Below are 23651 nucleotides of genomic sequence, written 5' to 3'. Positions count from 1 at the left end.
CTTTTGCATTTGATGGGCTGCACATCCACGCGCCACTTGCAACGAGGGCCACAAAGCTGTAGAGCGCCCCGGTGGCATTGCGTCCACGAGAATCAAAACCAAGAAACGCCGTGTTTGGCCCATCACGCTTCGGGGGTCACATCCGGCTTAGGAGAAGCGATATGAAACTGAACGAATTGCGCGATAACCCAGGCGCCGCACCGAAACGGACCCGCGTTGGCCGTGGTCCGGGCTCCGGCAAAGGTAAAATGGGTGGCCGTGGTATCAAAGGTCAGAAATCCCGTTCGGGTGTGGCCATCAACGGCTACGAAGGCGGCCAGATGCCGCTGTACCAGCGTCTTCCCAAGCGTGGCTTCAACAAGCCGAACCGCAAGGAATTCGCCGTTATCAACCTGGGCCTGATCCAGAAATTCGTCGACGCCGGTAAGCTGGACGCCAAAGCTGCGATCACCGAGGACGCTCTGGTTGCTTCCGGTCTGGTTCGTCGCAAGCTGGACGGTATCCGCGTTCTGGCCAAAGGCGAGGTTAGCGCCAAACTGAACCTGGAAGTGACAGGTGCTTCGAAAGCTGCCGTTGAGGCAGTTGAAAAAGCGGGCGGCTCTCTGACGGTCACAAAAGCTGCTGCGGCAGAGTAAGCGCTTGTGAGCGGGCGAAGACCCGCTTACATAGAGCACTAAGTTTTCCCAGACGCCGCCCGAGCCGGAAAACGGTTCCGGGCGGTGTTTTCATAAGAGAGACCGATTTATGGTATCAGCAGCAGAACAAATGGCAGCCAACACAAGCTGGTCTGCCCTTGGCAAAGCCACCGATCTGCGCAACCGCATCCTGTTTACACTGGGTTTGTTGATCGTTTATCGCCTGGGCACCTTCATTCCGGTGCCGGGAATCGACGGACAAGCGCTGCGTGAATTCATGGAGCAAGCGGGGCAAGGCATCGGCGGCATGGTTTCGATGTTCACCGGCGGGGCGCTGGGTCGAATGGGTATCTTTGCCCTCGGCATCATGCCCTATATCTCGGCCTCGATCATCGTGCAGCTGCTGACTTCCATGGTTCCCGCGCTCGAGCAACTCAAGAAGGAGGGCGAGCAGGGCCGCAAGAAGATCAACCAATACACTCGTTTCGGTACTGTGGCGCTGGCCACCGTGCAGGCCTATGGTCTGGCCGTTTCGTTGGAATCGGGTGATTTGGCGACCGATCCGGGCCTGTTCTTCCGCATGTCGACCATGATCACTCTGGTCGGCGGCACCATGTTCCTGATGTGGCTGGGTGAGCAGATCACTGCGCGCGGCATCGGAAACGGGATCTCTCTGATCATCTTCGTCGGCATCATCGCCGAAGTTCCGGCCGCTCTGGCTCAGTTCTTTGCCTCGGGTCGTTCGGGCGCAATCAGCCCGGCCGTGATCGTTGGTGTAATCCTCATGGTCATCGTCGTGATCACCTTTGTGGTGTTCATGGAACGGGCCCTGCGAAAGATCCACATTCAATACCCGCGCCGTCAGGCCGGTATGAAGGTTTACGAAGGCGGCTCGAGCCACCTGCCGGTCAAGGTCAACCCGTCGGGCGTTATCCCTGCGATCTTTGCAAGCTCGCTGCTGTTGCTGCCGGTGACGATTTCGACCTTCTCGTCGGGTGCGGCCAACGGTCCGGTCATGTCGTGGCTGCTGGCGAACTTTGGCCCGGGACAGCCGCTCTATCTGCTGTTCTTCGCGTCGATGATCGTGTTCTTCGCGTATTTCTATACGTTCAACGTATCTTTCAAACCGGATGACGTGGCCGACAACCTGAAAAAGCAGAACGGTTTTGTGCCCGGCATCCGCCCTGGCAAGAAAACCGCCGAGTATCTCGAATACGTGGTCAACCGCGTTCTGGTTCTGGGTTCGGCCTATCTCGCGCTGGTCTGTCTGCTGCCCGAAATCGTTCGGAACCAGTTTGCCATCCCGTTCTACTTCGGTGGCACCTCAGTTCTGATTATCGTCTCTGTAACCATGGACACGATCCAACAGGTTCAGAGCCACCTGCTGGCGCATCAATATGAAGGGCTGATCGAAAAGTCCCAACTGCGCGGCAAAGGCAAGAAACGCGGCAGAAAGGGAGCTGCTCGTCGATGAATATCATTCTGCTTGGCCCCCCGGGTGCCGGTAAAGGTACCCAGGCGCGTCATCTGGTCGAAACACGCGGTATGGTGCAGCTTAGCACTGGTGATATGCTGCGCGAGGCCAAGGATAGCGGCACCGAGATGGGCAACCGTGTGGCCGAGGTTATGGCCAAAGGGCAGCTTGTGACCGATGAGATCGTGATCGGTCTGATCCGTGAAAAGCTGGACGCAGGTGCAGAGGGCGGTTTCATCTTTGACGGCTTCCCGCGCACATTGGCACAGGCCGACGCGCTGGGTGAGTTGCTGGACAGCACCGGCAACAGCCTGGACGCCGTGATCGAGATGGAAGTCGACGATGCCGCTCTGGTCGAACGGATCACCGCGCGGTCGACATGTGGCGGCTGTGGCGAGGTCTACAACGACATCACCAAGCCGATTCCCGCAGACGGCAAATGCTCCAATTGCGGCAAAGAGAATGACTTCAAGCGCCGCGCGGATGACAATGAGGAAAGCCTCAAGACCCGCTTGATGGAGTACTACAAGAAAACCTCGCCGCTGATCGGCTACTATTATGCCAAGGGTCAACTGACCAAGATCAACGGACTGGGCGAAATCGAAGAGGTTCAGGGCGCAATCGAAGCTGCCCTAAGGTAACACATCTTGACAATTGAATGCGTGCGTTTGACGAGGTATCACTTCGGACAACGCGCGCATTTTTTGTTGGGAGATAGCTATGAGCCTTTCGCTTAAATCGCTCGCGATGACGTCCGCTCTGACTGTGGCAGCAATCGGCGCCTATGCAGATCCGACGCCAGTGACCATTGATAATTTTGTCCGAGCGGCGACCGATATCGAATTTCGGAAGTACCTGGCGCAGTCCGGCTGCGTCAACACGCTATTTCATGTGCGCGAGCCTACACCGTTGGATATGCAACCGACGATCCGCATGAACCGGGATACTCTCTATAGCATGGCGGTGGTTGATATTTCAGACGGCGCTTTGCTGACCGTGCCGGAGACCGGGGATCGCTATGTCTCGGTTCAGGTTGTCAATCAGGATCACTACGTCAACGACGTTTTCCTTGGCGGTGGAACTTATGAGCTGAGGGCCGAACAGTTCGATACGCCCTACGTTGCGCTGTTGTTTCGGTACCTCGTCGACTCGGAGGACCCCGCAGACATAGCCGAAGTAACCGCATTGCAGGATGGTGTCACGCTGCAGGCTAATTCTGCGCCTCCTTTCGACGAAGCGCATTACGACAAGGATGCGTTTGAAGAGGTGTTGAGCGCCGTGTTGGAGCTGGCGCGTTTCTCGCCCGACAGCACTGGCACTTTCGGCTCGAAAGAGGCGGTTGACCCTGTGCGGCATCTGCTGGGAACAGCGTTCGGCTGGGGCGGTCTGCCAGAGGCGCAGGCCTTCTATCTGAACGTCGAACCGGGGCTGGAACTGGGGGCGTACAAGCTGGAAGTTCCCGCCGAGGTTCCGGTTGGCGCGTTTTGGTCGGTCAGCCTGTATAACGCGGCGGGGTTCTTTGAAGAGAATGATCTGGGTGTCTACGTGATCAACTCGGTGACGGGCGACAGCAATCCGGATGGATCGATGACGGTGCATTTCGGTGGTTGCGACGACGGCCGTATGAATTGCCTGCCGATTATGGAGGGCTGGAACTACACCGTGCGTCTGTACCAGCCCGCGCCCGAAGTGATTGACGGGACCTGGACCTTCCCTGAAATCGAGCTTGCGGAATGAATTCGGGATCAATATGCGATCTGCGCTTGACGCGCGGGTCGCGCGACACTAATTGACGCTATCTCGGAAGAGAATCGAATTGTGCGCGGGTATTCCGTTCACATGATCATATCATAAAATGCTGAGCCCTCTGGCGACACTGCCACGGTTAGGCGTTGTGAAAAAAGGTTCTGGAGTTACGGAACCGCAACGAAAAGGAAAGTGACACGTGGCACGTATTGCCGGCGTAAACATCCCGACTGCAAAGCGGGTACCAATCGCCCTCACATATATCACCGGAATCGGCAACACCTCGGCCAAAGCGATCTGCGAAGCCGTGGGCATTGAAGCGACCCGTCGCGTCAACGAACTGTCCGACGCCGAAGTTCTGAAGATCCGTGAATTCATCGACGAAAACTTCACCGTCGAAGGTGACCTGCGTCGTGAAGTTCAGATGAACGTCAAGCGCTTGATGGACCTGGGCTGCTACCGCGGTCTGCGTCACCGCCGCAACCTGCCGGTTCGCGGTCAGCGTACCCACACCAACGCTCGTACCCGCAAAGGCCCCGCAAAGGCCATCGCTGGTAAGAAGAAATAAGGGAGGGTCTGACTGATGGCACGTGACAAGACTCGCGTTAAGCGCAAAGAGCGTAAGAACATCGCATCGGGCGTCGCCCATGTGAACTCGACCTTCAACAACACCAAGATCCTGATCTCGGATGTACAGGGCAACGCCATTTCGTGGTCGTCTGCCGGTACCATGGGCTTCAAAGGATCGCGGAAATCGACACCCTACGCCGCTCAGATGGCTGCAGAAGATGCAGGCAAGAAGGCGCAGGAACATGGCGTTAAGACGCTGGAAGTCGAAGTTCAGGGCCCCGGTTCGGGTCGTGAATCGGCTCTGCGTGCACTGGCTGCCGTGGGCTTCAACATCACGTCGATCCGCGACGTGACTCCGATCGCTCACAACGGCTGCCGCCCGCCGAAGCGCCGCCGCGTCTAAGCGATTTTGAATTCAGCTGGGGCTGCGTTTTTGCGCGGCCCCAGCATGTCATTTTGAACCTCGGGCGTCTGCACCTTGTTGGTCATGGGGCGCGGACAGGAATGGAGGGATTACATGATCCACAAGAATTGGGCAGAATTGATCAAGCCGACCCAGCTGGACGGCAAGCCGGGCAACGACCCTGCGCGTCAGGCAACCCTGGTTGCTGAACCGCTGGAGCGTGGCTTTGGTCTGACACTGGGCAACGCGCTGCGCCGCGTTCTGATGAGCTCGCTGCAAGGTGCGGCCATCACCAGTGTTCAGATTGACAACGTCCTGCACGAGTTCTCGAGCGTGGCGGGCGTGCGTGAAGACGTCACCGACATCATCCTGAACCTCAAAGGCGTGTCGCTGCGCATGGAAGTCGAAGGCCCCAAGCGCCTGTCGATCAATGCCAAAGGCCCCGCAGTTGTCACCGCAGGTGACATCAGCGAAAGCGCGGGCATCGAGGTTCTGAACCGCGATCACGTCATCTGCCACCTGGATGATGGCGCCGACCTGTTCATGGAACTGACCGTCAACACCGGCAAGGGCTACGTCTCGGCTGAGAAGAACAAGCCTGAAGATGCACCCATCGGCCTGATCCCGATCGACGCAATCTACTCGCCGGTCAAAAAGGTTGCCTATGACGTTCAGCCGACCCGTGAAGGTCAGGTTCTGGACTATGACAAGCTGACCCTGAAGATCGAAACTGATGGCTCGATCACTCCGGAAGATGCACTGGCCTATGCGGCTCGTATCCTGCAGGATCAGCTGTCGATTTTCGTCAACTTCGACGAGCCGGAATCGGCTGGCCGCCAGGACGAAGACGATGGTCTGGAGTTCAACCCGCTGCTGTTGAAGAAAGTCGACGAGCTGGAGCTGTCGGTCCGTTCGGCAAACTGCCTGAAGAACGACAATATCGTTTACATCGGCGATCTGATCCAGAAGACCGAAGCCGAGATGCTGCGTACGCCGAACTTTGGCCGCAAGTCGCTGAACGAGATCAAAGAAGTGCTGTCCGGCATGGGTCTGCACCTCGGCATGGATGTCGAGGATTGGCCGCCCGACAACATCGAAGATCTGGCGAAGAAATTCGAAGACGCGTTCTAAGCGCGTCTTCCCCAATGCCCGGGATTTCCGGGGACAATACGGGCACTTCCGCCCCAAGGAGAGTCGGTGACACGCATCGCCGGCCAGACAAAGCAAAACGCAAGATAGGAATTGAAAAATGCGTCACGCACGTGGTTACCGCCGCCTAAACCGTACTCATGAGCACCGCAAGGCTCTGTTTGCAAACATGGCAGGCTCGCTCATCGAGCATGAGCAAATCAAAACAACTCTGCCCAAGGCAAAAGAACTGCGCCCGATCATCGAAAAGCTGGTCACTCTGGGCAAGCGCGGCGACCTGCACGCCCGTCGTCAGGCCGCAGCACAGCTGAAAGAAGACAAAGACGTCGCAAAGCTGTTCGAAGTTCTGGGTCCCCGCTACGCCGAGCGTCAGGGCGGTTATGTCCGCATTCTGAAAGCTGGCTTCCGTTATGGCGACATGGCTCCGATGGCGATCATCGAATTCGTTGATCGTGACGTCGACGCCAAAGGCGCAGCTGACAAAGCTCGCGTTGCAGCCGAAGAGGCCGCAGAAGAATAAGAAAGCCTACAGCTTTCAAAAAAAAGAACCCCGTGTCCTCGACGCGGGGTTTTTCTTTGCGCAGTACAAACTGTTTGCTTCGGCGTGACCAAGATGGGCTATCTCACACAGCGACCAGCTTACCGTCTTGCAATTCCAGCCTGTCCGGGGCCAGCGCATCGCGAAATGCAGGAGAATGGCTGACCAGAAGGATAGCCTGAGGCAGCGATTGCAGGATTTCAAGCAACCGCGCCTCGTTTTTAGTGTCCAGCGCATTGGTCGGCTCGTCCAGCAGCAGGGCCTGTGGCTCCATCGCCAGAACAGTTGCCAGCGTGATCAGGCGCTTTTCGCCGCCTGACAGTTTATGTGTGGTCCGATCCTTCAGATGCATGAGGTTGAGATCACCCAATACTCGATCCACGATTGCCAAGGCCTCGGCGCGCGTCTTGCCGAGGTTCAGTGGACCAAAGGCAATGTCCTCGGCCACGGTGGGGCAGAACAGTTGGTCGTCAGGGTCTTGAAAGACAAGCCCGATGTGGCGGCGCACTTCATGGAAATCTGCCTCAACCTGTCGTGGTTTGCCAAAGACGGTCACCGTACCCGAGGACGGTCGCTGCAGACCAAGTGTGATACGTAGAAGCGTGGATTTCCCGGCTCCGTTCGGGCCGGTCAGTGACAGGCGTTGCCCGGCCTCCAGCCGCAGGTTTGCGCCGTTCAGAACCGGTGCTTGTCCAGTATAGGCAAAGCAGATGTCGTCCAGCGCGATTAGGGTCATGCGAATTCCACTAGGATCAGGGCTAGACAGAGGGCTCCAAGCCCGGCAGCAAAGACAATATCACGTCGGTTGATGCTATAGTCTTGCAGCAACAGCATCTTGCCTGAAAACCCCCGGCATTTCATCGCGCCGAGGATGCGCTCGGACCGTTCGATTGCCCGGACTAGCATCATGCCGACCAGATAGCCAAAGCTGCGATAGGTGTGCCAGTTGGTACCGGGGCGGAAGCTTCGGACCTTCATGGCTGCGCGGAGGCGTTGGTATTCCTCATGCAGGACGTCGATGTAGCGGATGGTGAACATCAGAAGATGCACCAGTGTTTCCGGGCAGCGGAGCCGGTGCAGGGCGTGGCCCAAGGTGACAGGTTCCATCGTGCCGACCAGAACCATCAGGGCCAGAATCACGGCATTTGCGGTCAGCGCGATTTCCAGGGCTTTCCAGAACCCCTGCCAGCTGGCCGGAAACCCCGAGATGGTAAACATCGGGTCCCCGGGCATGGTGAAGGGCAAAAGGACCAGCATGAAGATGATGAAACTGTCCATCATCGCCATCCGCTTGAGCGTTTTGCGCCAAGGTAGCCGGGATATCACCAGCAGAGACAGCGCGACCATCAGCGCCGCCGTAAGGGCGGGCAGGGACGATAAGGAGACCACAACGACCGCAAAGACAGTGGACATGACGATGCGCACACGCGGATCAAGCGAGGTGATCAACCCCCGTTGGCCGACCGTGCCAGCCTCGGCCAGCGTCCGTTCCTGTGGTCCCAGTACGTGTGCCATCAGCCTGCCAGTTTCCTCCGCGCTGCGAGGTAGAAGCCCAGCCCGAACAGGCCAAAGATGTATCCGATGCCGCCGAGAATGGTCTGGAGGTCGTTATGTTCGCGATAGGCGGCGATTTCCCGGCGCAGCGGGCGTATTTCGTCACGCACGGCTGCCGCGATGGCTTGACGTTCCTCATCGCTGAGGGAGGCCACTGTGACGCCCTCTGAGGCGGGAGTTGGTGTAGGCGACGCTGCAGGCGTGTTCTGAACGGCGACGCCCATGATCTTGGCGACGTCCTCGGCGGGCATCGTCACCTCGGCCACGTGACCGGCGCCAAGGTCGGCAAAGAAGGTATGGGCGACGGCAGTGGTGGGCGTGTAGATGAAGAACCCGTCTGCATCGGTCGTGGCTCGGCCCAGCTCGACCCCATTGGGATCGGTCACGACAACCTCGGTATCGGTCGCCATGGTGCCGTTGGAGAAGCCGATTTCCCCTTCGATCGCATCGCCGGATGCAAAGACCCCGGCAATCACCTTATGGGCCAGCGCGGGCAGAGGGGCCGTGCATAGGGCCAAGATGAAGGCAAGCTGTCTCATGTGGCGGGCCTTGTCAGAAACAACTCGGGTTTGACCTTTCGCGCCAGAAGGACGGCAAATCCGGTCAGAACGGCCTCGATGACCATCACGGGGATATGGGCAAAGAAGACCAGCTTGGCGGCGGGCAGGAACTCGTCCCCTGACAGGGCCAGTGAGATGCCCACCATGACAGTGGTGGCCGCAATGGCAAAGGCCCCGCCTATGCCGCCCCAGATCGCGCCATGAACAGGCGAACCGCGTCCGATCAGGGGTCGGAACAATAGCCCCGCCAGAACGGCCGGACAGGCGATGTTGAGCGTATTGATCCCCAGCACCGTCAGCCCGCCGAAGCCAAAGAAAACGGCTTGCAGTAGCAGACCCACAAACAGGGCCGGGAAGGCGGCCCAGCCGAGCAGAAGCCCGGCCAGACCGTTGAGGATCAGATGCACCGACGACGGCCCGATCGGCACGTGGATCAGCGAGGCCACAAAGAAACTGGCCGCCAGCACCCCAGCCGTGGGGATACGGTCCAGATCCAGCGACCTGAGGCCCATGGCCACCCCACCAGCGGCGGCAATAGCGCCGCCGATGACGACCGGGTTGGACAGGGCTCCGTCGACGATGTGCATCTGGGGTTACTCCATGTCCCAGGCGCGGATCCAGATCACCGCGTCTTGGCTCAACTCTTTGCCTTCATGTTCGGTTTCAGGACCAGCGCCGAGGGCAGCAAAGCCCCAGTAGCCAGCTTTCGGGACACCGAAGGAGAAATAGCCATTGGCGTCGGAAATGGCGACAACGGCGCCACCCGGCATCGGCGAAACGGTCGGCTCGGAGGAGGCTTGGCTGTCAAAGCTGGGTTTGGCGGCCATGTACTCGATCTCGATCTCAGCGCCAGCAACCGGTTCGCCATTCGCCAGAACCTGACCAGTGAAGGTTGAGCCTGCGATGATGTTGTAGGGCTTGTTCAGCGGCACGATCTCGGTCGCCAGACCTGCGGGGTTCATCCAGTCGGTCGGCAGTTCGTTGCGGTTCAGGAACGCCTTGGTGATCTGTTGGATATAGATGTCCTCGGCCTCTTCGTAATAGGGCTGAGGCACAGTGACCATCACGTAGTCGCCCGAACGCTTGACCGGAACAGTTCCCTGAAAGGCCGCGCCTTCGTTTTCGGGGCTCGAAAACCGGATGGGCTCCAGCGTGTCCAGCAGGTCGGTCTTTTCGCCATTGTGGATCACATAGAATTCCTGCGGCTTGTCCAGATCCATGACATGGCCGTTCTCAAACGGGTGCCAGAAGATCAGCTTGACCGGCACATTGCCCGGTGCCTCGATCAGCGTGTCCGTGGTGTATTCCAGCAAAAAATGCGCATGCGCCATGGCTGGAAGTGCCAGCGCAGCCGTAGCCGTGCAAAATAGTTTCTTCACAAGGTCTTTCCCTCGTCCCTTCGTGCCAACCCCGGCACGTTTTGTTATTTGACATCGGGGAGAACGGAGCCATCAGCCCTAAACGAGGGCACCGGCCCAATGCACACCCCGGCATCGGTGACACACCCCTACCGAGGGTGCAAATCCGGCAGGTCTCCTGACTTGCGGGTCAAAGCATGGGGCTGGCCTTCCCGGGTGAAACCCAGTGGCGTGTCAGCCCTGCTCACCGCCTACAGTTGCGGGGGCAGTTGCGGCATTGGGTGGAACAGAATTCCCCGCACCGCATTCCCTTTTCTCCGGGCGAACCCGGAACCGGACATGAGGACGCTGATGACAGAGATTCCCACTACCGGTCAATCTCTATTTCAACCCTTAGCGATAACATCCTGTCGATAGGATCGGGTGTTCTTGTTCTGCCAGCCGGGTATTGTTTTTAGCGAAGACGTGCTTGCAAGCGACGACAAGAGAATGCGCGCGCTTACAACGCAATCTGGACATCAGAATCAGATGCATGCATCCTGCGCCGCGTCAGACTCCGGCGTAGCGCGCTTGTGTTCGGCGCCCAATTCCCCACAAGCCCCGGAGGCCCAATGTCTGAGATCAAACAAGGCGACACAGTTCGCATCCACTATACCGGCACGCTGCTGGACGACACCGTCTTTGACAGCTCGGACGGGCGCGATCCGCTGGAGTTCGTTGTCGGTTCGGGCCAGATCATCCCCGGCCTCGACAGTGCCATGCCAGGACTGGCGGTTGGCGACAAGAAACGGGTCGAGATTGCCTGTGTCGACGCTTATGGCCCGATCAACCCGGCGATGCGGCAGGACATCCCGCGTGAGGGTATTCCGGATGACATCCCGCTAGAGCCTGGAACCCAGTTGCAGATGCAGACCCCCGACGGTCAGGCGCTGCCTGTTACGGTTGTCGAAGCGAACGAGGCCACGGTGACGCTGGACGCCAATCACCCGCTGGCTGGTCAGGACCTGGTTTTCGATATCGAGGTTGTCTCAGTGAACTGAAGGGTTGGGGGATTAGCCCCAAAGCCCGTCAAGCGCTGCGCGGACCTGCGGTTGCGTGAGGAACACGAACAAGACCAGCAATGTGGTCAGCGTCAAAAGCAGAACACGGGCGCGGGGGCTCAGGAACCCCGTTTTCCGTTTGGTCTGGGTGCCACGCGTATTGCTGGCAAGGATCTGGTCAGTTTTGCTCATGCCCATATCCGTGACGCCGAAAGATGGTCAAATCTTGGCGGCGTCTGGGAAAGATGTGGTCACATGAAATCCGGCTGTGGCATTCCAAGCACGTGGAAACCGCCGTCCACCCGGATGATCTCACCCGAGGTGCAAGCCCCCGCGTCCGAGGTCAGGTAAACCGCTGTGCCACCAACGGCCTCCAGAGTAGCGTTCGAGCGCATCGGCGCGTTCTGGTCGCAGAACTTGTAGGTCTTGCGCGCTCCGCCAATTGCAGCACCGGCCAGCGTCTTCATCGGACCGGGCGAGATTGCGTTCACGCGGATGCCTTCGGGGCCGAGATCATTGGCCAGATAGCGTGTCGCCGATTCCAGCGCGGCTTTGGCAACGCCCATCACGTTGTAATTCGGAACCACACGATTCGAGCCTTGATAGGTCAGCGTCAACAGCGAGCCGCCATTGTCCTTCATCAGCGGATAGGCACGGCGGGCGACCTCGATGAACGAGTAGGCCGACACATCCATCGAGTGCTTGAAATTAGCTCGTGTGGTGTTCAGGAACCGGCCTGTCAACTCGTTCTTGTCCGAATAGGCGATGGCGTGGACGACAAAGTCGATGGTGGGCCAGCGCTCTCCCAGCTCGCCAAAGGCGCGGTCCAGCGAGGCGTCATCGGTGACATCCGCATCGACCATGAAGTCGCTGCCGAGGCTTTCGGCCAATGGCTGCAGACGCTTCCCGAACGCGTCGCCCTGATAGGTGAAAGCCAGCTCAGCCCCTGCTTCGTGCATCGCTTTCGAGATACCCCAGGCAATCGACCGGTCATTGGCGACACCCATGATAAGGCCGCGTTTCCCTTTTAGAACTTCCGACATCTCGTTCACCCGTTATACTTTGACAGGATCATGGATCCGTTTGTGCCGCCAAAGCCGAAGCTGTTGGTCATGACCGAATCCAAACCTGCATTTTCAACCACTTGAGTTGCAATTTCACCGGGCTGGATGCCTTCGGCTAGTGTGTCGACATTGATCGACGGTGTTATGAAATCATTGTCCAGCATGAGCAGGCAGAAGATAGCTTCAAGCGCGCCGGCCGCGCCCTGTGCGTGCCCGGTCATCGACTTGGTGGATGAGATCGGAGGTACCTGACCTTCGCCGAAGATACGACGCACGGCTTCAACTTCGCCCACATCTCCGACCGGGGTCGAGGTGCCGTGCGCGTTGATGTAACCAACCTTGCGGCCTTCGGGCAGAGTCGACAGAGCCAGACGCATCGCACGCTCACCGCCTTCGCCAGACGGGGCCACCATGTCGTGACCGTCTGAGGTTGCAGCATAGCCGGTCACCTCGGCGTAGATCTTGGCTCCGCGCGCCAGCGCATGGTCCAGATCCTCAAGCACAACAATGCCGCCACCACCCGAAATCACGAAGCCGTCACGGTCCTGATCGAACGCGCGAGAGGCTTTCTGCGGAGTGTCGTTATACTTCGACGACATCGCGCCCATCGCGTCGAACAGGCAAGACAACGTCCAGTCCAGCTCTTCTCCGCCGCCTGCGAACACTACGTCCTGCTTGCCCAGCATGATCTGTTCCGCCGCGTTGCCGATGCAATGCAGCGAGGTCGAGCATGCCGAGGTGATCGAGTAATTGATACCCTTGATCTTATAGGCGGTGGCAAGGTTCGCGGAAATCGTGGAACACATGCATTTAGGCACGGCAAAAGGCCCGATCCGCTTGGTAGCGCCGTTCTTCAGTACCGTCTGATGCGCGGTCAGCATCGCGCTGGTGGACGGTCCGCCAGAACCAGCGACCAGTCCGGTGCGCGGATTGACGACCTGATCCTCGGTCAGCCCGGAATCTGCAATAGCCTGTCCCATTGCGATGTGAGCGTAGGCCGCACCTGGCCCCATGAAACGCAGGGTACGTTTGTCAACGTGTTCGGACACGTCAATCTTGAGCGACCCGGCGATCTGGCTGCGAAAGCCATGTTCGACCATCTGCTCATTGGCCTCGATGCCGGATTTACCTGCTTTGAGCGAGGCGAGAACCTCTTCGGCATTGTTCCCGATCGAGGAGACGATCCCCAAACCGGTGACGACGACGCGACGCATATGCGTTCTCCTGTGTTCCGTTCCTGTTGGCGTAATGTCCGCTGGCGTCAGCTTTCGGACAGTGCAACCTTCATATCTTTGACTTGATAAATCACTTCACCATCCGCTTCGACACGGCCATCCGCGACCCCCATGGTCAGACGGCGTGTTTGTACGGCTTTGGTAAAATCAACATAATAGGTCAGCATCTTACGGTCCGGGCGGACCATGCCGGTCAGTTTGACTTCGCCCACGCCCAACGCATAGCCGCGCCCCTGCCAGCCGCGCCAGCCCAGGTTGAAACCGGTCAGCTGCCACAGGCCATCCAGACCCAAGCAGCCCGGCATGATCGGGTTGCCGGGGAAGTGGCAGTCAAAGAACCAAAGATCAGGCGTGATGTCGAATTCCGCGACAACATGGCCTTTGCCATGGGCGCCTCCGTCACCCGAAACATCGGTGATCCGGTCCATCATCAGCATCGGAGGGGCAGGCAATTGCGCATTGCCGGGGCCAAAAAGTTCGCCTCGCGCGCATTTCAGCAGATCCTCTTTGTCAAAACTGCTTGGGAATTGGGCCATTCTTGCCGCCTCTTCTGCCTTGGGTCCGTTCATTACATTTGGCCTCACCTAGCACCCGTATGCAAGGTCCTGCAAGAGCGGCGGTCAGATGATGTTGCGTCCCGACGGTCTTTGCGAATGAATTTCATTTGAAATTGGTATCCCTGCGCCCCTATATATAAAAGCAGCAAAAATGGGTATCGGATTCATGACACCTCAGAGCCGTAAGATAGCTACAGACTGGTTGGAGAACGCCGGATTGCGCCCGACGCGACAGCGTGTTGCGCTGGCCGAGTTGCTTGTGGGCGATGGTCGTCACCGGCATGTCACAGCGGAAAGCCTGTTTGACTCCGCCAAGACCAAGGGTGATGCCGTTTCGCTTGCGACCGTCTACAATACGCTCCGCGCGTTCTGCGATGCGGGCGTGCTGCAAGAGATCACGGTGGATGGGTCGAAAAGCTATTTTGACACCAACACCCATGATCACCCGCATTTCTATTGGGAAGACGAAAGCCGGCTGAGCGACGCTCCGTCCGAAGAGTTGGTGATCCAGCGCCTTCCGCAGGCACCGGAAGGGGTAGAGATCGCCTCGGTCGATGTGGTTATCCGTCTTCGCAAGAAGCCTTAGTTCTATCCTCGGACAACGCATCAAACAGAATACGTTCCGCTGAGGCCAATGTGGTTTCGACGGGGCCAGTTCCGTGGCGCGCCAATACGACAGGCTCAGCGGCATCCTTGTCCAAGATCGGTAGGCGGGTCAGCATACGATTATCGTAACTCATCGAATTGTTTGGGCTGGCGTAGCTGATTGCGATTCCTTCCCCATGGGCTGCGAGGCTGCGCTGAATCTCAAGCGTAGCTGCCCTGTGGGCGACTGTTGGGTTCAGGCCTTTGCGCCGAAACAGGTTCAGGACGTGCTGCGCAGACAACCCCTCCTTTGACAGGATCAGGGGTTCCAGTTCCAGATCGACCAAAGTGACACTGTGGGCTGTTGCAAGCGGGTGATCAGGTGGGAGCAAGGCGTGCGGGACACTGTCGAACAGCTCTTGCCGAGTAAACCCTGCATCCATGCCAAGGTCATACGTGATCGCGATATCCGTCTGGCCGTTGATCAGCCCGTCCAGCAAGCCCTCGAAACTGTCCACCTGATACGAGATGGTCACATCGGGCAGGGCTGTTTGCAGACTATGCAAGGCAGAGGCCAGATGAAACGGCGCCAGGTCAATGAAGCAGCCCAACCGCAGGTGTGAAGACCCGTGCGGCGCATATGTCGGATTTTCGATCTGCGCGGCAGAGTGCAACAGCTTTTCCGCCTGTTCGATGAAAAGACGGCCCTGAGGGGTTGTGGTCATCGCCGCCCCTCGTCGACGCATGAACAGCGGATATCCCAGAAGCGACTCAACCCGCGTCAGCGCCGTTGACAGGGCAGGTTGTGACACGTTCAGCGCATGAGCTGCGGCAGACAAGCTGCCATGACGGCCGATGGCGCAGACATATTCGTATTGGCGCAGTGAGACATATAACATCAGGTTAATTATTACTTCGAAAGATATGATTTGAACAGAAGGCTTTGTTGTCCTTTAAACGAGGGCAAGCACAAGGAGAACGCCATGCCACACCCTCTTGTTTCTCAGGACATGATCGACGCCTATCAGGAAGACGGCGTTGTCCTGATCAAAGGGCTTTTTGCCGATCATGTGGACGCGTTGCGCGACGGGGTTGCCGCCAACATGGCCGAGCCGGGACCCTATGCCTCGGATAACAAGAAAGAGGGGCAGACCGGGCTGTTCTTTGATGACTACTGCAACTGGACCCGTATTCCGCAGTTCCGCAAGGTGATCGAGACCTCTCCGGCAGCTGAGGTCGCAGCGGACCTGATGCAGTCGAAAACCGTGCAGATGTTTCACGACCATGTGCTGGTGAAAGAGCCAGGCACCTCAATGGCGACGCCCTGGCATCAGGACGGGCCGTACTACTTTGTCGAAGGGCAGCAGACGATCAGCTTTTGGTCGCCCTTGGATCCGGTGAAACAGGCCACCCTGCGCTGTGTTGCGGGATCGCACAGGTGGGAGAAAGAGGTGCTGCCGACACGTTGGGTCAGCGAAGAGGGGTTTTTTGCTGATGAAGGCCAATACATCCCGGTCCCTGACCCGGATGCGGAAGGGATGAAAGTGGTCGAGTTCGAAATGGAACCCGGCGACGCGGTTGCGTTCAACTACCGTACCCTGCATGGGGCGCGGGGGAATCACTCGGACAGTCGTCGTCGGGCGTTTTCACTAAGGCTGGTCGGGGATGATGCGCGCTATGTCGAGCGTCCGGGCCGCACGTCGCCTCCGTTTCCGGGGCATGACATGACGCCCGGTCAGCGTTTGCGGGAAGACTGGTTCCCGATGCTGCTGCAGCGATAGGGGGCTCTGCCCCCGCCGCCTGCGGCGCCTCCCCCGGGATGTTTTCAGCCAGGTGAAGAGCGGATTAGAACCACTGGCCGGGTTCGATCAATCCCAGATCGAGCAATTGGCGCGATGTCCATTCGAACGAGACGGAATTGTGCCAGCTGAAGCTCGAGATGTCGAAGGCCGAACCTGCGTTGCTTTTCAGAGCTTTTGCCGCCCGGAATGAGCAGATCGCAGCCGTTAGATTGTGATGCCAAGGGCAGGCATAGGTGTTGTATTCGGCCTCGTTGAACGTGTGATCGGGCTGCAGGACCAGGTCTTTGCGGGTCTTGAACAGGGCGATTCTGTCAATCCTGCGGCGTTCATAGGGAATGTGATCTTCGAACCGCCAGCGCAAGCCGCCGGACATGTCCAATTGGCGCTCGACCGGGCGGCCCGTGGGATCGTGGCGGGTGTGGGCATAGTAACCGGTGCTGTCCAGCATGGCCTGATCGGGGGCTACACCATTCGGGAACTGTGTCAGGTCGCCGGCATAGAGGTCGATCACGTGGCACAACATTGCGTTTCGGCGTTCCTCGGCGTGGAAGGCCAGCAATTCCCCTACGCTGCGTGTTTCGCAGAAAGGGTAAAACAGGTATTCGGCGTTGTAGCAGTAGTACATCCAGACGCTGGGTGCGGCTTTTGTGATGCGGTTGATCGCGTCGAACACCACAGTCCGGGGCGCGCATCTGTGCGTCACGCGATGTATCCGCGCGGACAGGTCCTCGCTGAGGGTGAATTCGGCGGGCATAAAGGCCACGACGGACTTGAAGCCGAGGCTTAGATGGTGGTGTAGCGTACTTTCGACCTCGGTCTCGTCTTCGGCGAAAATAAGTGCCACGGGGCCTTTTGACAGGGCGGATTGGCCTGAATTCAGAAGGCTGTCGAGGGATTCGTACTGCATCGCCGGTTTTCATTCGCGTCTTGCTGGAAAGTTTCGCCAAATTCGGGTAATTGCGCCGGCATTGCAAGCGGCGTTCGAAGCATATAGATGACGCCGATCCAGCGACTACAAAGGCCCGATCCATGTCTGAACCCAAAAAGCTGTTTATCAAGACCTATGGCTGTCAGATGAATGTCTATGACAGCGAGCGTATGGCCGAGGCCTTGGGCGGGCAGGGATATGTCGAGACCAAATCGCCGGACGATGCAGACATGATCCTGCTGAACACCTGCCATATCCGCGAAAAAGCTGCCGAAAAGGTCTATTCCGAGCTTGGCCGGTTCAAGGGGCTGAAGGCAGATAAGCCCGATCTCAAAATCGGTGTAGCAGGCTGTGTTGCACAGGCCGAAGGCGAAGAGATTATGCGCCGTCAGCCCCTAGTCGATCTGGTGGTTGGACCGCAGAGCTATCACCGTTTGCCGGAGATGGAGGCCAAAACCCGCGAGGGGGCCAAAGCTCTGGACACGGATTTCCCCGAAGAGGACAAGTTCGAAAAGCTCAAGAACCGTCCCAAGGCCAAACGCGGCCCGACGGCGTTTTTGACGGTACAGGAGGGTTGCGACAAGTTCTGCGCCTTCTGTGTTGTGCCCTATACCCGTGGGGCCGAGGTCAGTCGCTCTGCAGACCGCATCATTCGTGAAGCGCAGGATCTGGTCGAACGTGGCGTGCGCGAGATCACTCTGCTGGGTCAGAACGTCAACGCCTATCACGGTGCCGGTCCCAATGGGGACATGACGCTGGCCGGGCTGATCTGGGAATTGAACAAGGTCGACGGGTTGGAGCGTATCCGTTTTACCACCTCGCACCCCAACGACATGGCGGATGATCTGATCGAAGCGCATGGCACGTGTGAAAAGTTGATGCCCTACCTGCACTTGCCGGTGCAGGCAGGGTCGGACCGGATCCTCAAGCGGATGAACCGCAGCCACACGGCGGACAGCTATTTGCGCCTGATTGAACGTATCCGCGCTGCGCGTCCGGATATCGTGATGTCGGGGGATTTCATCGTCGGCTTCCCGGAAGAAACTGAAGAGGATTTCCAGGCGACTTTGGACTTGGTCGAGCACGTCAAATACGGCTATGCCTACTCGTTCAAGTACTCGACCCGTCCGGGGACTCCGGCGGCGGAACGCGCCCAGGTTGACCCGGCGGCGGCGGATGACCGCTTACAACGCTTGCAAGCTCTGATCACCAAGCATCAGCGCGAGATTCAAGATTCCATGGTCGGTCGCACTGTCGGCGTTCTGTTTGAGAAGCCCGGGCGGCTCGAAGGGCAAATGGTTGGAAAATCGGACTATCTTCACTCGGTGCACGTGGTTGGGTCTGACCTGAACGTGGGAGACCTGCGGAAGGTGCGTATCGTGAAGTCTGGCGCGAACTCTTTGGCCGGGGAACTGTTGCAATAAGGTGGTTCTTTGCGGGCACGTCGTGTGAGTACGAATATATCTAAAATTTACCCTTGATTTATTAATTGGAACTATGTTCCGAGAGGAGCCAAGTTTTCTGATGGGCCTCGAACGCTTGCGGAAGGTTTGTTTTTGCCGATCACGAAAGTGGCGTCGATGGAGGGTATTGAGTGGTAGTTCTGAAGTGCAGAGGTCTCTGGTCTGTGTCGGTCGCAACTTTGGTGGCTTTGGGGGCCAGCGCGACGTGGGCGAGTGATCAAACGGGGGACATATCTGATCCCGAGGTGATCAGTAACAAGCGCTTCAGCGACGATGTCAGTGCTTTTTATCTTGGTTTGACGGCAGGTTATGGCGGCGGGGGCGATGACCGGTTCGGCCTGACCACGCCAACCGATACTTTTGCAATCGGCGATCAGGACATCAGCGGAACCTATGGCGGCGTGCGTGGCGGCTGGCGCGGTGTCCTGCCGGCTCGGGGTGGTCGTGACTATGTATATGGATTTGAGCTGGGATATGATTTCGGATCGCTGGACGACAGTGTATCCTCTGTAGTCGGCTCTGAGACGGTTCAGGGCGGGTCAGAAGTCTCGGATATTGTCACCTTGCGGTTTCGGAATGGCCTCACCAACCGTAGCGGTCGAATCCTTTATTTCGTCAGTGTCGGTTACCTTTGGGGTGACGTCGAGACCACAAACAGTATTTCCTCCACCACTGGCACGCAGTCGTTTGAGGCCTCGGATCGGCGCAACGGGTTCTCGCTCAGCATTGGTGCGGAACATTATCTGACGGAAAATTGGTCGATCACGGGTGAGTATGAATATGTCCAGTTCGACTCCAAGGATATTGAATTCTCTTCGGGTTTTTCGACAAAATCCACGCCGAACTATCGCGGTCTGAGGTTCGGTTTGAACTACAAGTTCTAAACCAGAGCAAAGCGCCAGATCGGCGCTTTTGTCATCGCCGTGCGAATTTTTGAAACTGTGGCTTGCACCCGGTCCGAGTTCTTGTCTACGCTCAAGGTGAAACGCCAAGACAGGAGAACGGATTGGCCATCGGTGCCCTTACCCCACCGCAAGATGAGATGCCCCAGCGCGAGGCATTTGTAGAATTCCCAGACAACCGCTTGTTGATTGATTTATGTGGCGAATATGACCGCAACCTGACCGAGATCGAACAGAAGCTCTCGGTCCAGATTGTGCGCCGTGGCAATCAGTTGGTGGTGATGGGCGAAGAGGATTCGCAGAAAAACGCCATTGAGGTTTTGCAGGCCCTCTATACCCGTCTGGAAGGCGGGCGCGATGTTGAAGCCGCTGATGTGGACCGAGAGTTGCGAATGGGTGGCTCGGAACAGGGGACCGGTAGTCGAGACGGCGACCAGCTTGAGATGTTCAAGGGCGGTACCGTTGAGATCAAGACCCGCAAAAAGCTGGTCGAACCCCGAACGGATGCACAAAAAGCCTATGTGCAGTCGCTCTTCCAGAATGAACTGGCCTTCGGAATCGGCCCGGCGGGTACGGGCAAGACATATCTGGCCGTTGCTGTTGGCGTGTCGATGTTCATCGGCGGCCATGTGGACCGCATCATCCTCAGCCGTCCCGCGGTCGAGGCCGGGGAAAAGCTGGGCTATCTGCCCGGCGATATGAAGGACAAGGTCGATCCGTACATGCAGCCACTTTATGACGCGCTGAACGACTTTTTGCCCGGAAAACAGCTCGCCAAACTGATCGAGGAAAAGCGAATCGAGATCGCTCCGTTGGCGTTCATGCGAGGGCGGACGCTGGCCAATGCGTTCGTGGTACTGGACGAGGCGCAGAACGCGACGACCATGCAGATGAAGATGTTCCTGACCCGTTTGGGCGAAGGTAGTCGCATGGTTATCACGGGTGACCGCTCTCAGGTCGATTTGCCGCGTGGGGTTCAATCCGGGCTGGCGGATGCTGAACGCCTGCTGAAAACGATCCCGAATATCAGCTTCAACTACTTTACTTCGAAAGATGTGGTGCGGCACCCGCTTGTCGCCGCAATCATCGAAGCGTATGAGGCCGATTCAGGGCGCGAGACAGGATAACTCAAGGCCCGACATCAGGCTTTGAGGCGACAGGATGAATCTTGAACTCACCGTGGAAGATGACCGCTGGCAGGGGCTAGAGCTTCTGTGTTCGCGCGCGGTTGACGCGGTTCTGCACCATTGCGGGCTGGACCCGGATTTGTGTGAGGTCAGCCTGCTGGCCTGCGATGACACCCGAATTGCCGAACTGAACGCCGAGTTCCGGGAAAAGCCGACACCGACGAATGTTCTGAGCTGGCCCGCCGAAGACCTCGCAGCGGAAGTTGCGGGTGAAACGCCCGAACTGCCAGAACCCGATTTTACCGGCGAAATCGCGCTAGGGGATATCGCGATCTCATACGACACCTGCGCGCAAGAAGCTGCTGAGGCGGGCAAATCCATGTCTGATCACGTGACTCATCTGATCGTTCACGGAACGTTGCATTTGCTGGGGTATGATCACATTCGTGACCCCGATGCGACCTTGATGGAAGGGATTGAGGTCAAGATACTTGGCAAACTGGGTATCAATGACCCATATAATAGATGAAGCGGGTTATTTCACCCGATCAATTGGAAGAGGACAATGGGCGATACAGACGGCAGTTCTAGGGCGGCGCAAAGCGCGCAGTCTGAGAATTTGGACATTGAAGAGAAAAGCGGTTTCTTTTCGCGGATTATGGATGCCATTTCGGGGGCCGAAGAGGAGCAAAGTGCTCCGGTCAACGGGCATGAAATAGCCGACAATCAACATCGCGGCATGGTTAACCTGCGTCGCAAGCGGGTTGAGGATGTCGCCATTCCGACCGTTGAAATCGTCTCGGTTCCCTCAACGATTTCCAAGGATGAGCTGGCGCAGGTCTTTCGCGAAAGCGGCCTGTCGCGGATACCTGTGTACGAAGGTACGCTGGATACGCCGCTGGGTTTTGTCCACCTCAAGGATTTCGCCCTGACCCATGGGTTCAATGGCGGCGGCGCCGAGTTCGACCTGACCTCGATGCTGCGCACGCTGTTGTTTGTGCCGCCCTCGATGCCGATCGGAGTTTTGCTGACCAAGATGCAGACCGAGCGTCGCCACATGGCGCTGGTGATTGATGAGTATGGCGGCGTTGACGGTTTGTTGACCATTGAAGACCTGATTGAGCAGGTCGTCGGCGAAATCGCGGATGAGCATGACGCGCATGAAGATCAGCTTTGGCTGCAGGAAAAGCCGGGTTGTTACGTCGTTCAGGCCCGCGTTCCGCTTGAGGATTTCGAAGCCGAGATCGGGCGCTCGCTGACCAGCCACGAGGATGTGGACGAGGAAGAGATCGAAACTCTGGGCGGTCTGGTCTTCATGTTGTCGGGTCGTGTTCCGGCGCGGGGTGAGGTCGTACTGCATCCCGAAGGCCCGGAGTTCGAGGTGATCGATGCCGACCCGCGCCGCATCAAGCGTCTGCGCGTCATGTTGCCGGACGTCGCTGCATGATCCCTGTCCGGGGTTGGCCTTTCTGGCTTAGGTTGGGTGCTTCAGGGGCCTTAGGGGCGATGGGCGCTTATGGTTTGGCGCCGTTTGGCTACTGGCCGCTGACTCTAGTTGCGCTGATCGTGATTCCAGCGTTTTTTCTGGCCTGTGAAACCCGCGCGCGTGCCGCGTGGTTGGGCTGGGCCTTTGCCACCGGCTATTTCGCCCATGCGCTGAGTTGGATCATCGAGCCTTTCCAAGTGGACGCCGAGCGCCATGCGTGGATGGCTCCGTTTGCGCTGGTTTTCATGGCTGGCGGCCTGGCCTTGTTCTGGGCGGCAGCATTCTGGGCGGCGCGGCGGTTTGATGCTCCGGCTGTACGACAGGCTGTGTTGCTGGCCCTGGCATTGTCACTGGCTGAGTTTGGGCGTGGCTATCTTCTGACCGGCTTCCCCTGGGCCGGGGTTGCGCAGGTCTGGGTCGACACACCGGTTGCGCAACTTTTGTCTTTGGTTGGTCCGTATGGGCTGGCTGCGCTGACCTTCGCGGTGACGTTTTCGCTTGGGGCAGCGATAGCGCAACCTGTAGCTCTCCGCTCGCTTTTGGTTCCGGTCGTTGGGTTCGCCGGTGCCGCCGCTCTTGCCATGGTCTACGCCTCCAACAGGCCGACCATAGAGTATGGTGAAAACACTGTCCGACTGATCCAGCCGAATGCGCCTCAGCATCAGAAATGGGATCCTGCATATGCGCCCCTTTTCTTCGCTCGGCAGATCGAATTCACCGCGGCAGAGCCACGTCCCGACCTGATCGTCTGGCCCGAGACTGCAATTCCGGCGTGGCTCAGCAGCGCCGGTCCTTATCTTGAGGCCGCCACGGATGCGGCTCAGGGCGTTCCGGTTATTCTGGGCATTCAGCGAGGGGACGGCCCGCGCATCTACAACTCGATGATCTATCTGGATGAGAACGGACAGCAGACGGGCCTGTATGACAAGCACCATCTGGCCCCGTTTGGCGAATATGTCCCGTTCGGAAACCTGATGGCCCGTTTCGGTATTCACGGCATGGCCACAACGGCTGGTCATGGGTTCAGTTCGGGGCCGGGGCCTGCTGTGATGCAGGCAGGTAAGCTGGGTCAAGCCCTGCCGCTGATCTGCTACGAGGCCGTCTTCCCGCAGGACGTCAACGGCGCGCCTGAACGCGCCGATTTCATCTTGCAGATCACCAATGATGCGTGGTTCGGAACCCGTTCCGGCCCTTACCAGCATCTTGCCCAGGCCCAGATGCGGGCGATTGAGCAGGGGCTGCCACTTATGCGGTCCGCCAACACCGGCATTTCGGGGATGATCGATCCTTTGGGTCGGATTACCGCATCGCTTCCTTTGGGGCAGGCGGGGTTCGTAGAAGCTGATCTGCCGCTGCCTCTTGCGCCAACCGTCTATTCCCGCATTGGGGACCTGCCCGTGTTGTTGGTCTCGCTCTTGTTGGCCGTGTTGTTGTGGCGCATGCCGCGGCCGCGCAGCACCTAGTTTCCGATTGAC

Annotated in this window: 28 protein-coding genes and 1 riboswitch; of the genes, 17 read left to right on the top strand and 11 right to left on the bottom strand. The window is 58.2% G+C overall.

Annotation, left to right across the window (positions count from 1 at the left end; genetic code table 11):
* The first annotated feature begins 161 nt into the window (after positions 1-161).
* The 8 genes from rplO to rplQ all read left to right on the top strand — a co-directional run bounded on the left by rplO (position 162) and on the right by rplQ (position 6497).
* Positions 162-635, top strand: a complete 474-nt coding sequence (rplO, locus tag ACR3FB_RS12675; protein ID WP_170377635.1) for a 50S ribosomal protein L15 — start codon at positions 162-164, stop codon at positions 633-635.
* Positions 636-744: 109 nt separating this feature from the next.
* Complete coding sequence (gene secY, locus ACR3FB_RS12670; RefSeq protein WP_170555668.1) at positions 745-2109, top strand: preprotein translocase subunit SecY; 1365 nt, start codon at positions 745-747, stop codon at positions 2107-2109.
* Positions 2106-2750, top strand: a complete 645-nt coding sequence (locus ACR3FB_RS12665; RefSeq protein WP_170377639.1) for an adenylate kinase — start codon at positions 2106-2108, stop codon at positions 2748-2750. Before secY ends, ACR3FB_RS12665 begins: the two co-directional genes overlap by 4 nt.
* A gap of 79 nt (positions 2751-2829) precedes the next feature.
* Positions 2830-3846 (top strand): DUF1254 domain-containing protein, encoded by a 1017-nt coding sequence (locus tag ACR3FB_RS12660; RefSeq protein ID WP_480563409.1) that lies wholly within the window; start codon positions 2830-2832, stop codon positions 3844-3846.
* Positions 3847-4054: 208 nt separating this feature from the next.
* Entirely contained in the window at positions 4055-4423 is a 369-nt protein-coding gene (gene rpsM / locus ACR3FB_RS12655; protein ID WP_170377641.1) for a 30S ribosomal protein S13, read from the top strand.
* A 15-nt stretch (positions 4424-4438) separates the two neighbouring features.
* Positions 4439-4828 carry a 30S ribosomal protein S11 gene (rpsK, locus tag ACR3FB_RS12650; RefSeq protein WP_008757289.1) on the top strand — a complete coding sequence of 130 codons (390 nt, stop codon included), beginning with the start codon at positions 4439-4441 and terminating at the stop codon, positions 4826-4828.
* 114 nt (positions 4829-4942) lie between these two features.
* Positions 4943-5959, top strand: coding sequence for a DNA-directed RNA polymerase subunit alpha (locus ACR3FB_RS12645; protein WP_170377644.1), 1017 nt, complete (start codon positions 4943-4945; stop codon positions 5957-5959).
* 118 nt (positions 5960-6077) lie between these two features.
* Entirely contained in the window at positions 6078-6497 is a 420-nt protein-coding gene (gene rplQ / locus ACR3FB_RS12640) for a 50S ribosomal protein L17 (protein WP_170334079.1), read from the top strand.
* 103 nt (positions 6498-6600) lie between these two features.
* Here rplQ and ACR3FB_RS12635 read toward each other — a convergent pair whose 3' ends face one another.
* The 5 genes from ACR3FB_RS12635 to ACR3FB_RS12615 are packed head-to-tail and all read right to left on the bottom strand — an operon-like array spanning position 6601 to position 10008.
* Positions 6601-7251, bottom strand: coding sequence for an energy-coupling factor ABC transporter ATP-binding protein (locus tag ACR3FB_RS12635; RefSeq protein ID WP_425083933.1), 651 nt, complete (start codon positions 7249-7251; stop codon positions 6601-6603).
* Positions 7248-8030 (bottom strand): cobalt ECF transporter T component CbiQ, encoded by a 783-nt coding sequence (gene cbiQ, locus ACR3FB_RS12630; protein ID WP_480563411.1) that lies wholly within the window; start codon positions 8028-8030, stop codon positions 7248-7250. The genes ACR3FB_RS12635 and cbiQ overlap by 4 nt, the downstream gene beginning before the upstream one ends.
* On the bottom strand, positions 8030-8608 hold the full coding sequence (locus tag ACR3FB_RS12625) for a cobalt ABC transporter permease (protein WP_480563413.1): 579 nt from the start codon (positions 8606-8608) through the stop codon (positions 8030-8032). Before ACR3FB_RS12625 ends, cbiQ begins: the two co-directional genes overlap by 1 nt.
* Positions 8605-9216 (bottom strand): cobalt transporter CbiM, encoded by a 612-nt coding sequence (gene cbiM, locus ACR3FB_RS12620; protein ID WP_480563415.1) that lies wholly within the window; start codon positions 9214-9216, stop codon positions 8605-8607. Before cbiM ends, ACR3FB_RS12625 begins: the two co-directional genes overlap by 4 nt.
* A 6-nt stretch (positions 9217-9222) precedes the next feature.
* Positions 9223-10008 carry a DUF4198 domain-containing protein gene (locus ACR3FB_RS12615; protein ID WP_480563417.1) on the bottom strand — a complete coding sequence of 262 codons (786 nt, stop codon included), beginning with the start codon at positions 10006-10008 and terminating at the stop codon, positions 9223-9225.
* 130 nt (positions 10009-10138) lie between these two features.
* Positions 10139-10340, bottom strand: a riboswitch (cobalamin riboswitch).
* A gap of 258 nt (positions 10341-10598) precedes the next feature.
* Between ACR3FB_RS12615 and ACR3FB_RS12610 the strand changes: the two genes are divergently transcribed.
* On the top strand, positions 10599-11027 hold the full coding sequence (locus ACR3FB_RS12610; RefSeq protein ID WP_480563419.1) for an FKBP-type peptidyl-prolyl cis-trans isomerase: 429 nt from the start codon (positions 10599-10601) through the stop codon (positions 11025-11027).
* A 12-nt stretch (positions 11028-11039) separates the two neighbouring features.
* On the opposite strand, the gene ACR3FB_RS12605 is transcribed toward ACR3FB_RS12610, so the two are convergent.
* The 4 genes from ACR3FB_RS12605 to fabA are packed head-to-tail and all read right to left on the bottom strand — an operon-like array spanning position 11040 to position 13862.
* A complete protein-coding gene (locus ACR3FB_RS12605; protein WP_475218671.1) occupies positions 11040-11219 on the bottom strand; it encodes a hypothetical protein in 180 nt (59 codons plus the stop codon).
* A gap of 59 nt (positions 11220-11278) precedes the next feature.
* Complete coding sequence (locus ACR3FB_RS12600) at positions 11279-12070, bottom strand: enoyl-ACP reductase FabI (protein WP_170377661.1); 792 nt, start codon at positions 12068-12070, stop codon at positions 11279-11281.
* A 5-nt stretch (positions 12071-12075) separates the two neighbouring features.
* On the bottom strand, positions 12076-13305 hold the full coding sequence (gene fabB / locus ACR3FB_RS12595; protein WP_480563421.1) for a beta-ketoacyl-ACP synthase I: 1230 nt from the start codon (positions 13303-13305) through the stop codon (positions 12076-12078).
* Between the two features lie 47 nt (positions 13306-13352).
* Positions 13353-13862, bottom strand: coding sequence for a bifunctional 3-hydroxydecanoyl-ACP dehydratase/trans-2-decenoyl-ACP isomerase (gene fabA / locus ACR3FB_RS12590; RefSeq protein ID WP_170378117.1), 510 nt, complete (start codon positions 13860-13862; stop codon positions 13353-13355).
* A 187-nt stretch (positions 13863-14049) separates the two neighbouring features.
* On the opposite strand from fabA, the gene irrA reads away from it, so the two are divergent.
* The gene (gene irrA / locus ACR3FB_RS12585; protein ID WP_480564966.1) at positions 14050-14469 is read left to right on the top strand and encodes an iron response transcriptional regulator IrrA; all 420 of its coding nucleotides are present in this window, start codon (positions 14050-14052) and stop codon (positions 14467-14469) included.
* Here the strand turns inward: irrA and ACR3FB_RS12580 are convergent.
* Positions 14444-15367: a LysR family transcriptional regulator gene (locus ACR3FB_RS12580; protein ID WP_480563423.1), complete on the bottom strand. Its 924-nt coding sequence runs from the start codon at positions 15365-15367 to the stop codon at positions 14444-14446. The genes irrA and ACR3FB_RS12580 overlap by 26 nt on opposite strands.
* A gap of 84 nt (positions 15368-15451) precedes the next feature.
* Between ACR3FB_RS12580 and ACR3FB_RS12575 the strand changes: the two genes are divergently transcribed.
* Positions 15452-16249 (top strand): phytanoyl-CoA dioxygenase family protein, encoded by a 798-nt coding sequence (locus ACR3FB_RS12575; RefSeq protein WP_480563425.1) that lies wholly within the window; start codon positions 15452-15454, stop codon positions 16247-16249.
* A gap of 64 nt (positions 16250-16313) precedes the next feature.
* Here the strand turns inward: ACR3FB_RS12575 and ACR3FB_RS12570 are convergent, their stop codons facing one another.
* Positions 16314-17177, bottom strand: a complete 864-nt coding sequence (locus ACR3FB_RS12570; RefSeq protein WP_480563427.1) for a hypothetical protein — start codon at positions 17175-17177, stop codon at positions 16314-16316.
* Positions 17178-17299: 122 nt separating this feature from the next.
* Here ACR3FB_RS12570 and miaB point away from each other — a divergent pair, with 122 nt between their 5' ends.
* From miaB to lnt, 6 genes are all read left to right on the top strand, one after another.
* Positions 17300-18622: a tRNA (N6-isopentenyl adenosine(37)-C2)-methylthiotransferase MiaB gene (gene miaB, locus ACR3FB_RS12565; RefSeq protein WP_480563429.1), complete on the top strand. Its 1323-nt coding sequence runs from the start codon at positions 17300-17302 to the stop codon at positions 18620-18622.
* A 170-nt stretch (positions 18623-18792) separates the two neighbouring features.
* Positions 18793-19545: an outer membrane protein gene (locus ACR3FB_RS12560; protein ID WP_480563431.1), complete on the top strand. Its 753-nt coding sequence runs from the start codon at positions 18793-18795 to the stop codon at positions 19543-19545.
* A gap of 122 nt (positions 19546-19667) precedes the next feature.
* On the top strand, positions 19668-20690 hold the full coding sequence (locus ACR3FB_RS12555; RefSeq protein WP_170472113.1) for a PhoH family protein: 1023 nt from the start codon (positions 19668-19670) through the stop codon (positions 20688-20690).
* Between the two features lie 34 nt (positions 20691-20724).
* A complete protein-coding gene (gene ybeY, locus ACR3FB_RS12550; protein WP_425083923.1) occupies positions 20725-21219 on the top strand; it encodes an rRNA maturation RNase YbeY in 495 nt (164 codons plus the stop codon).
* Between the two features lie 36 nt (positions 21220-21255).
* Entirely contained in the window at positions 21256-22137 is an 882-nt protein-coding gene (locus tag ACR3FB_RS12545; protein ID WP_170640489.1) for a hemolysin family protein, read from the top strand.
* Positions 22134-23639, top strand: a complete 1506-nt coding sequence (gene lnt, locus ACR3FB_RS12540; protein ID WP_480563435.1) for an apolipoprotein N-acyltransferase — start codon at positions 22134-22136, stop codon at positions 23637-23639. The genes ACR3FB_RS12545 and lnt overlap by 4 nt, the downstream gene beginning before the upstream one ends.
* Positions 23640-23651 lie beyond the last annotated feature (12 nt).

The organism is Ruegeria sp. AO1 (assembly GCF_056535985.1).
The sequence above is the reverse complement of the archived record's forward strand: the minus strand, read 5'-3'. Positions and strand labels throughout refer to the sequence as shown.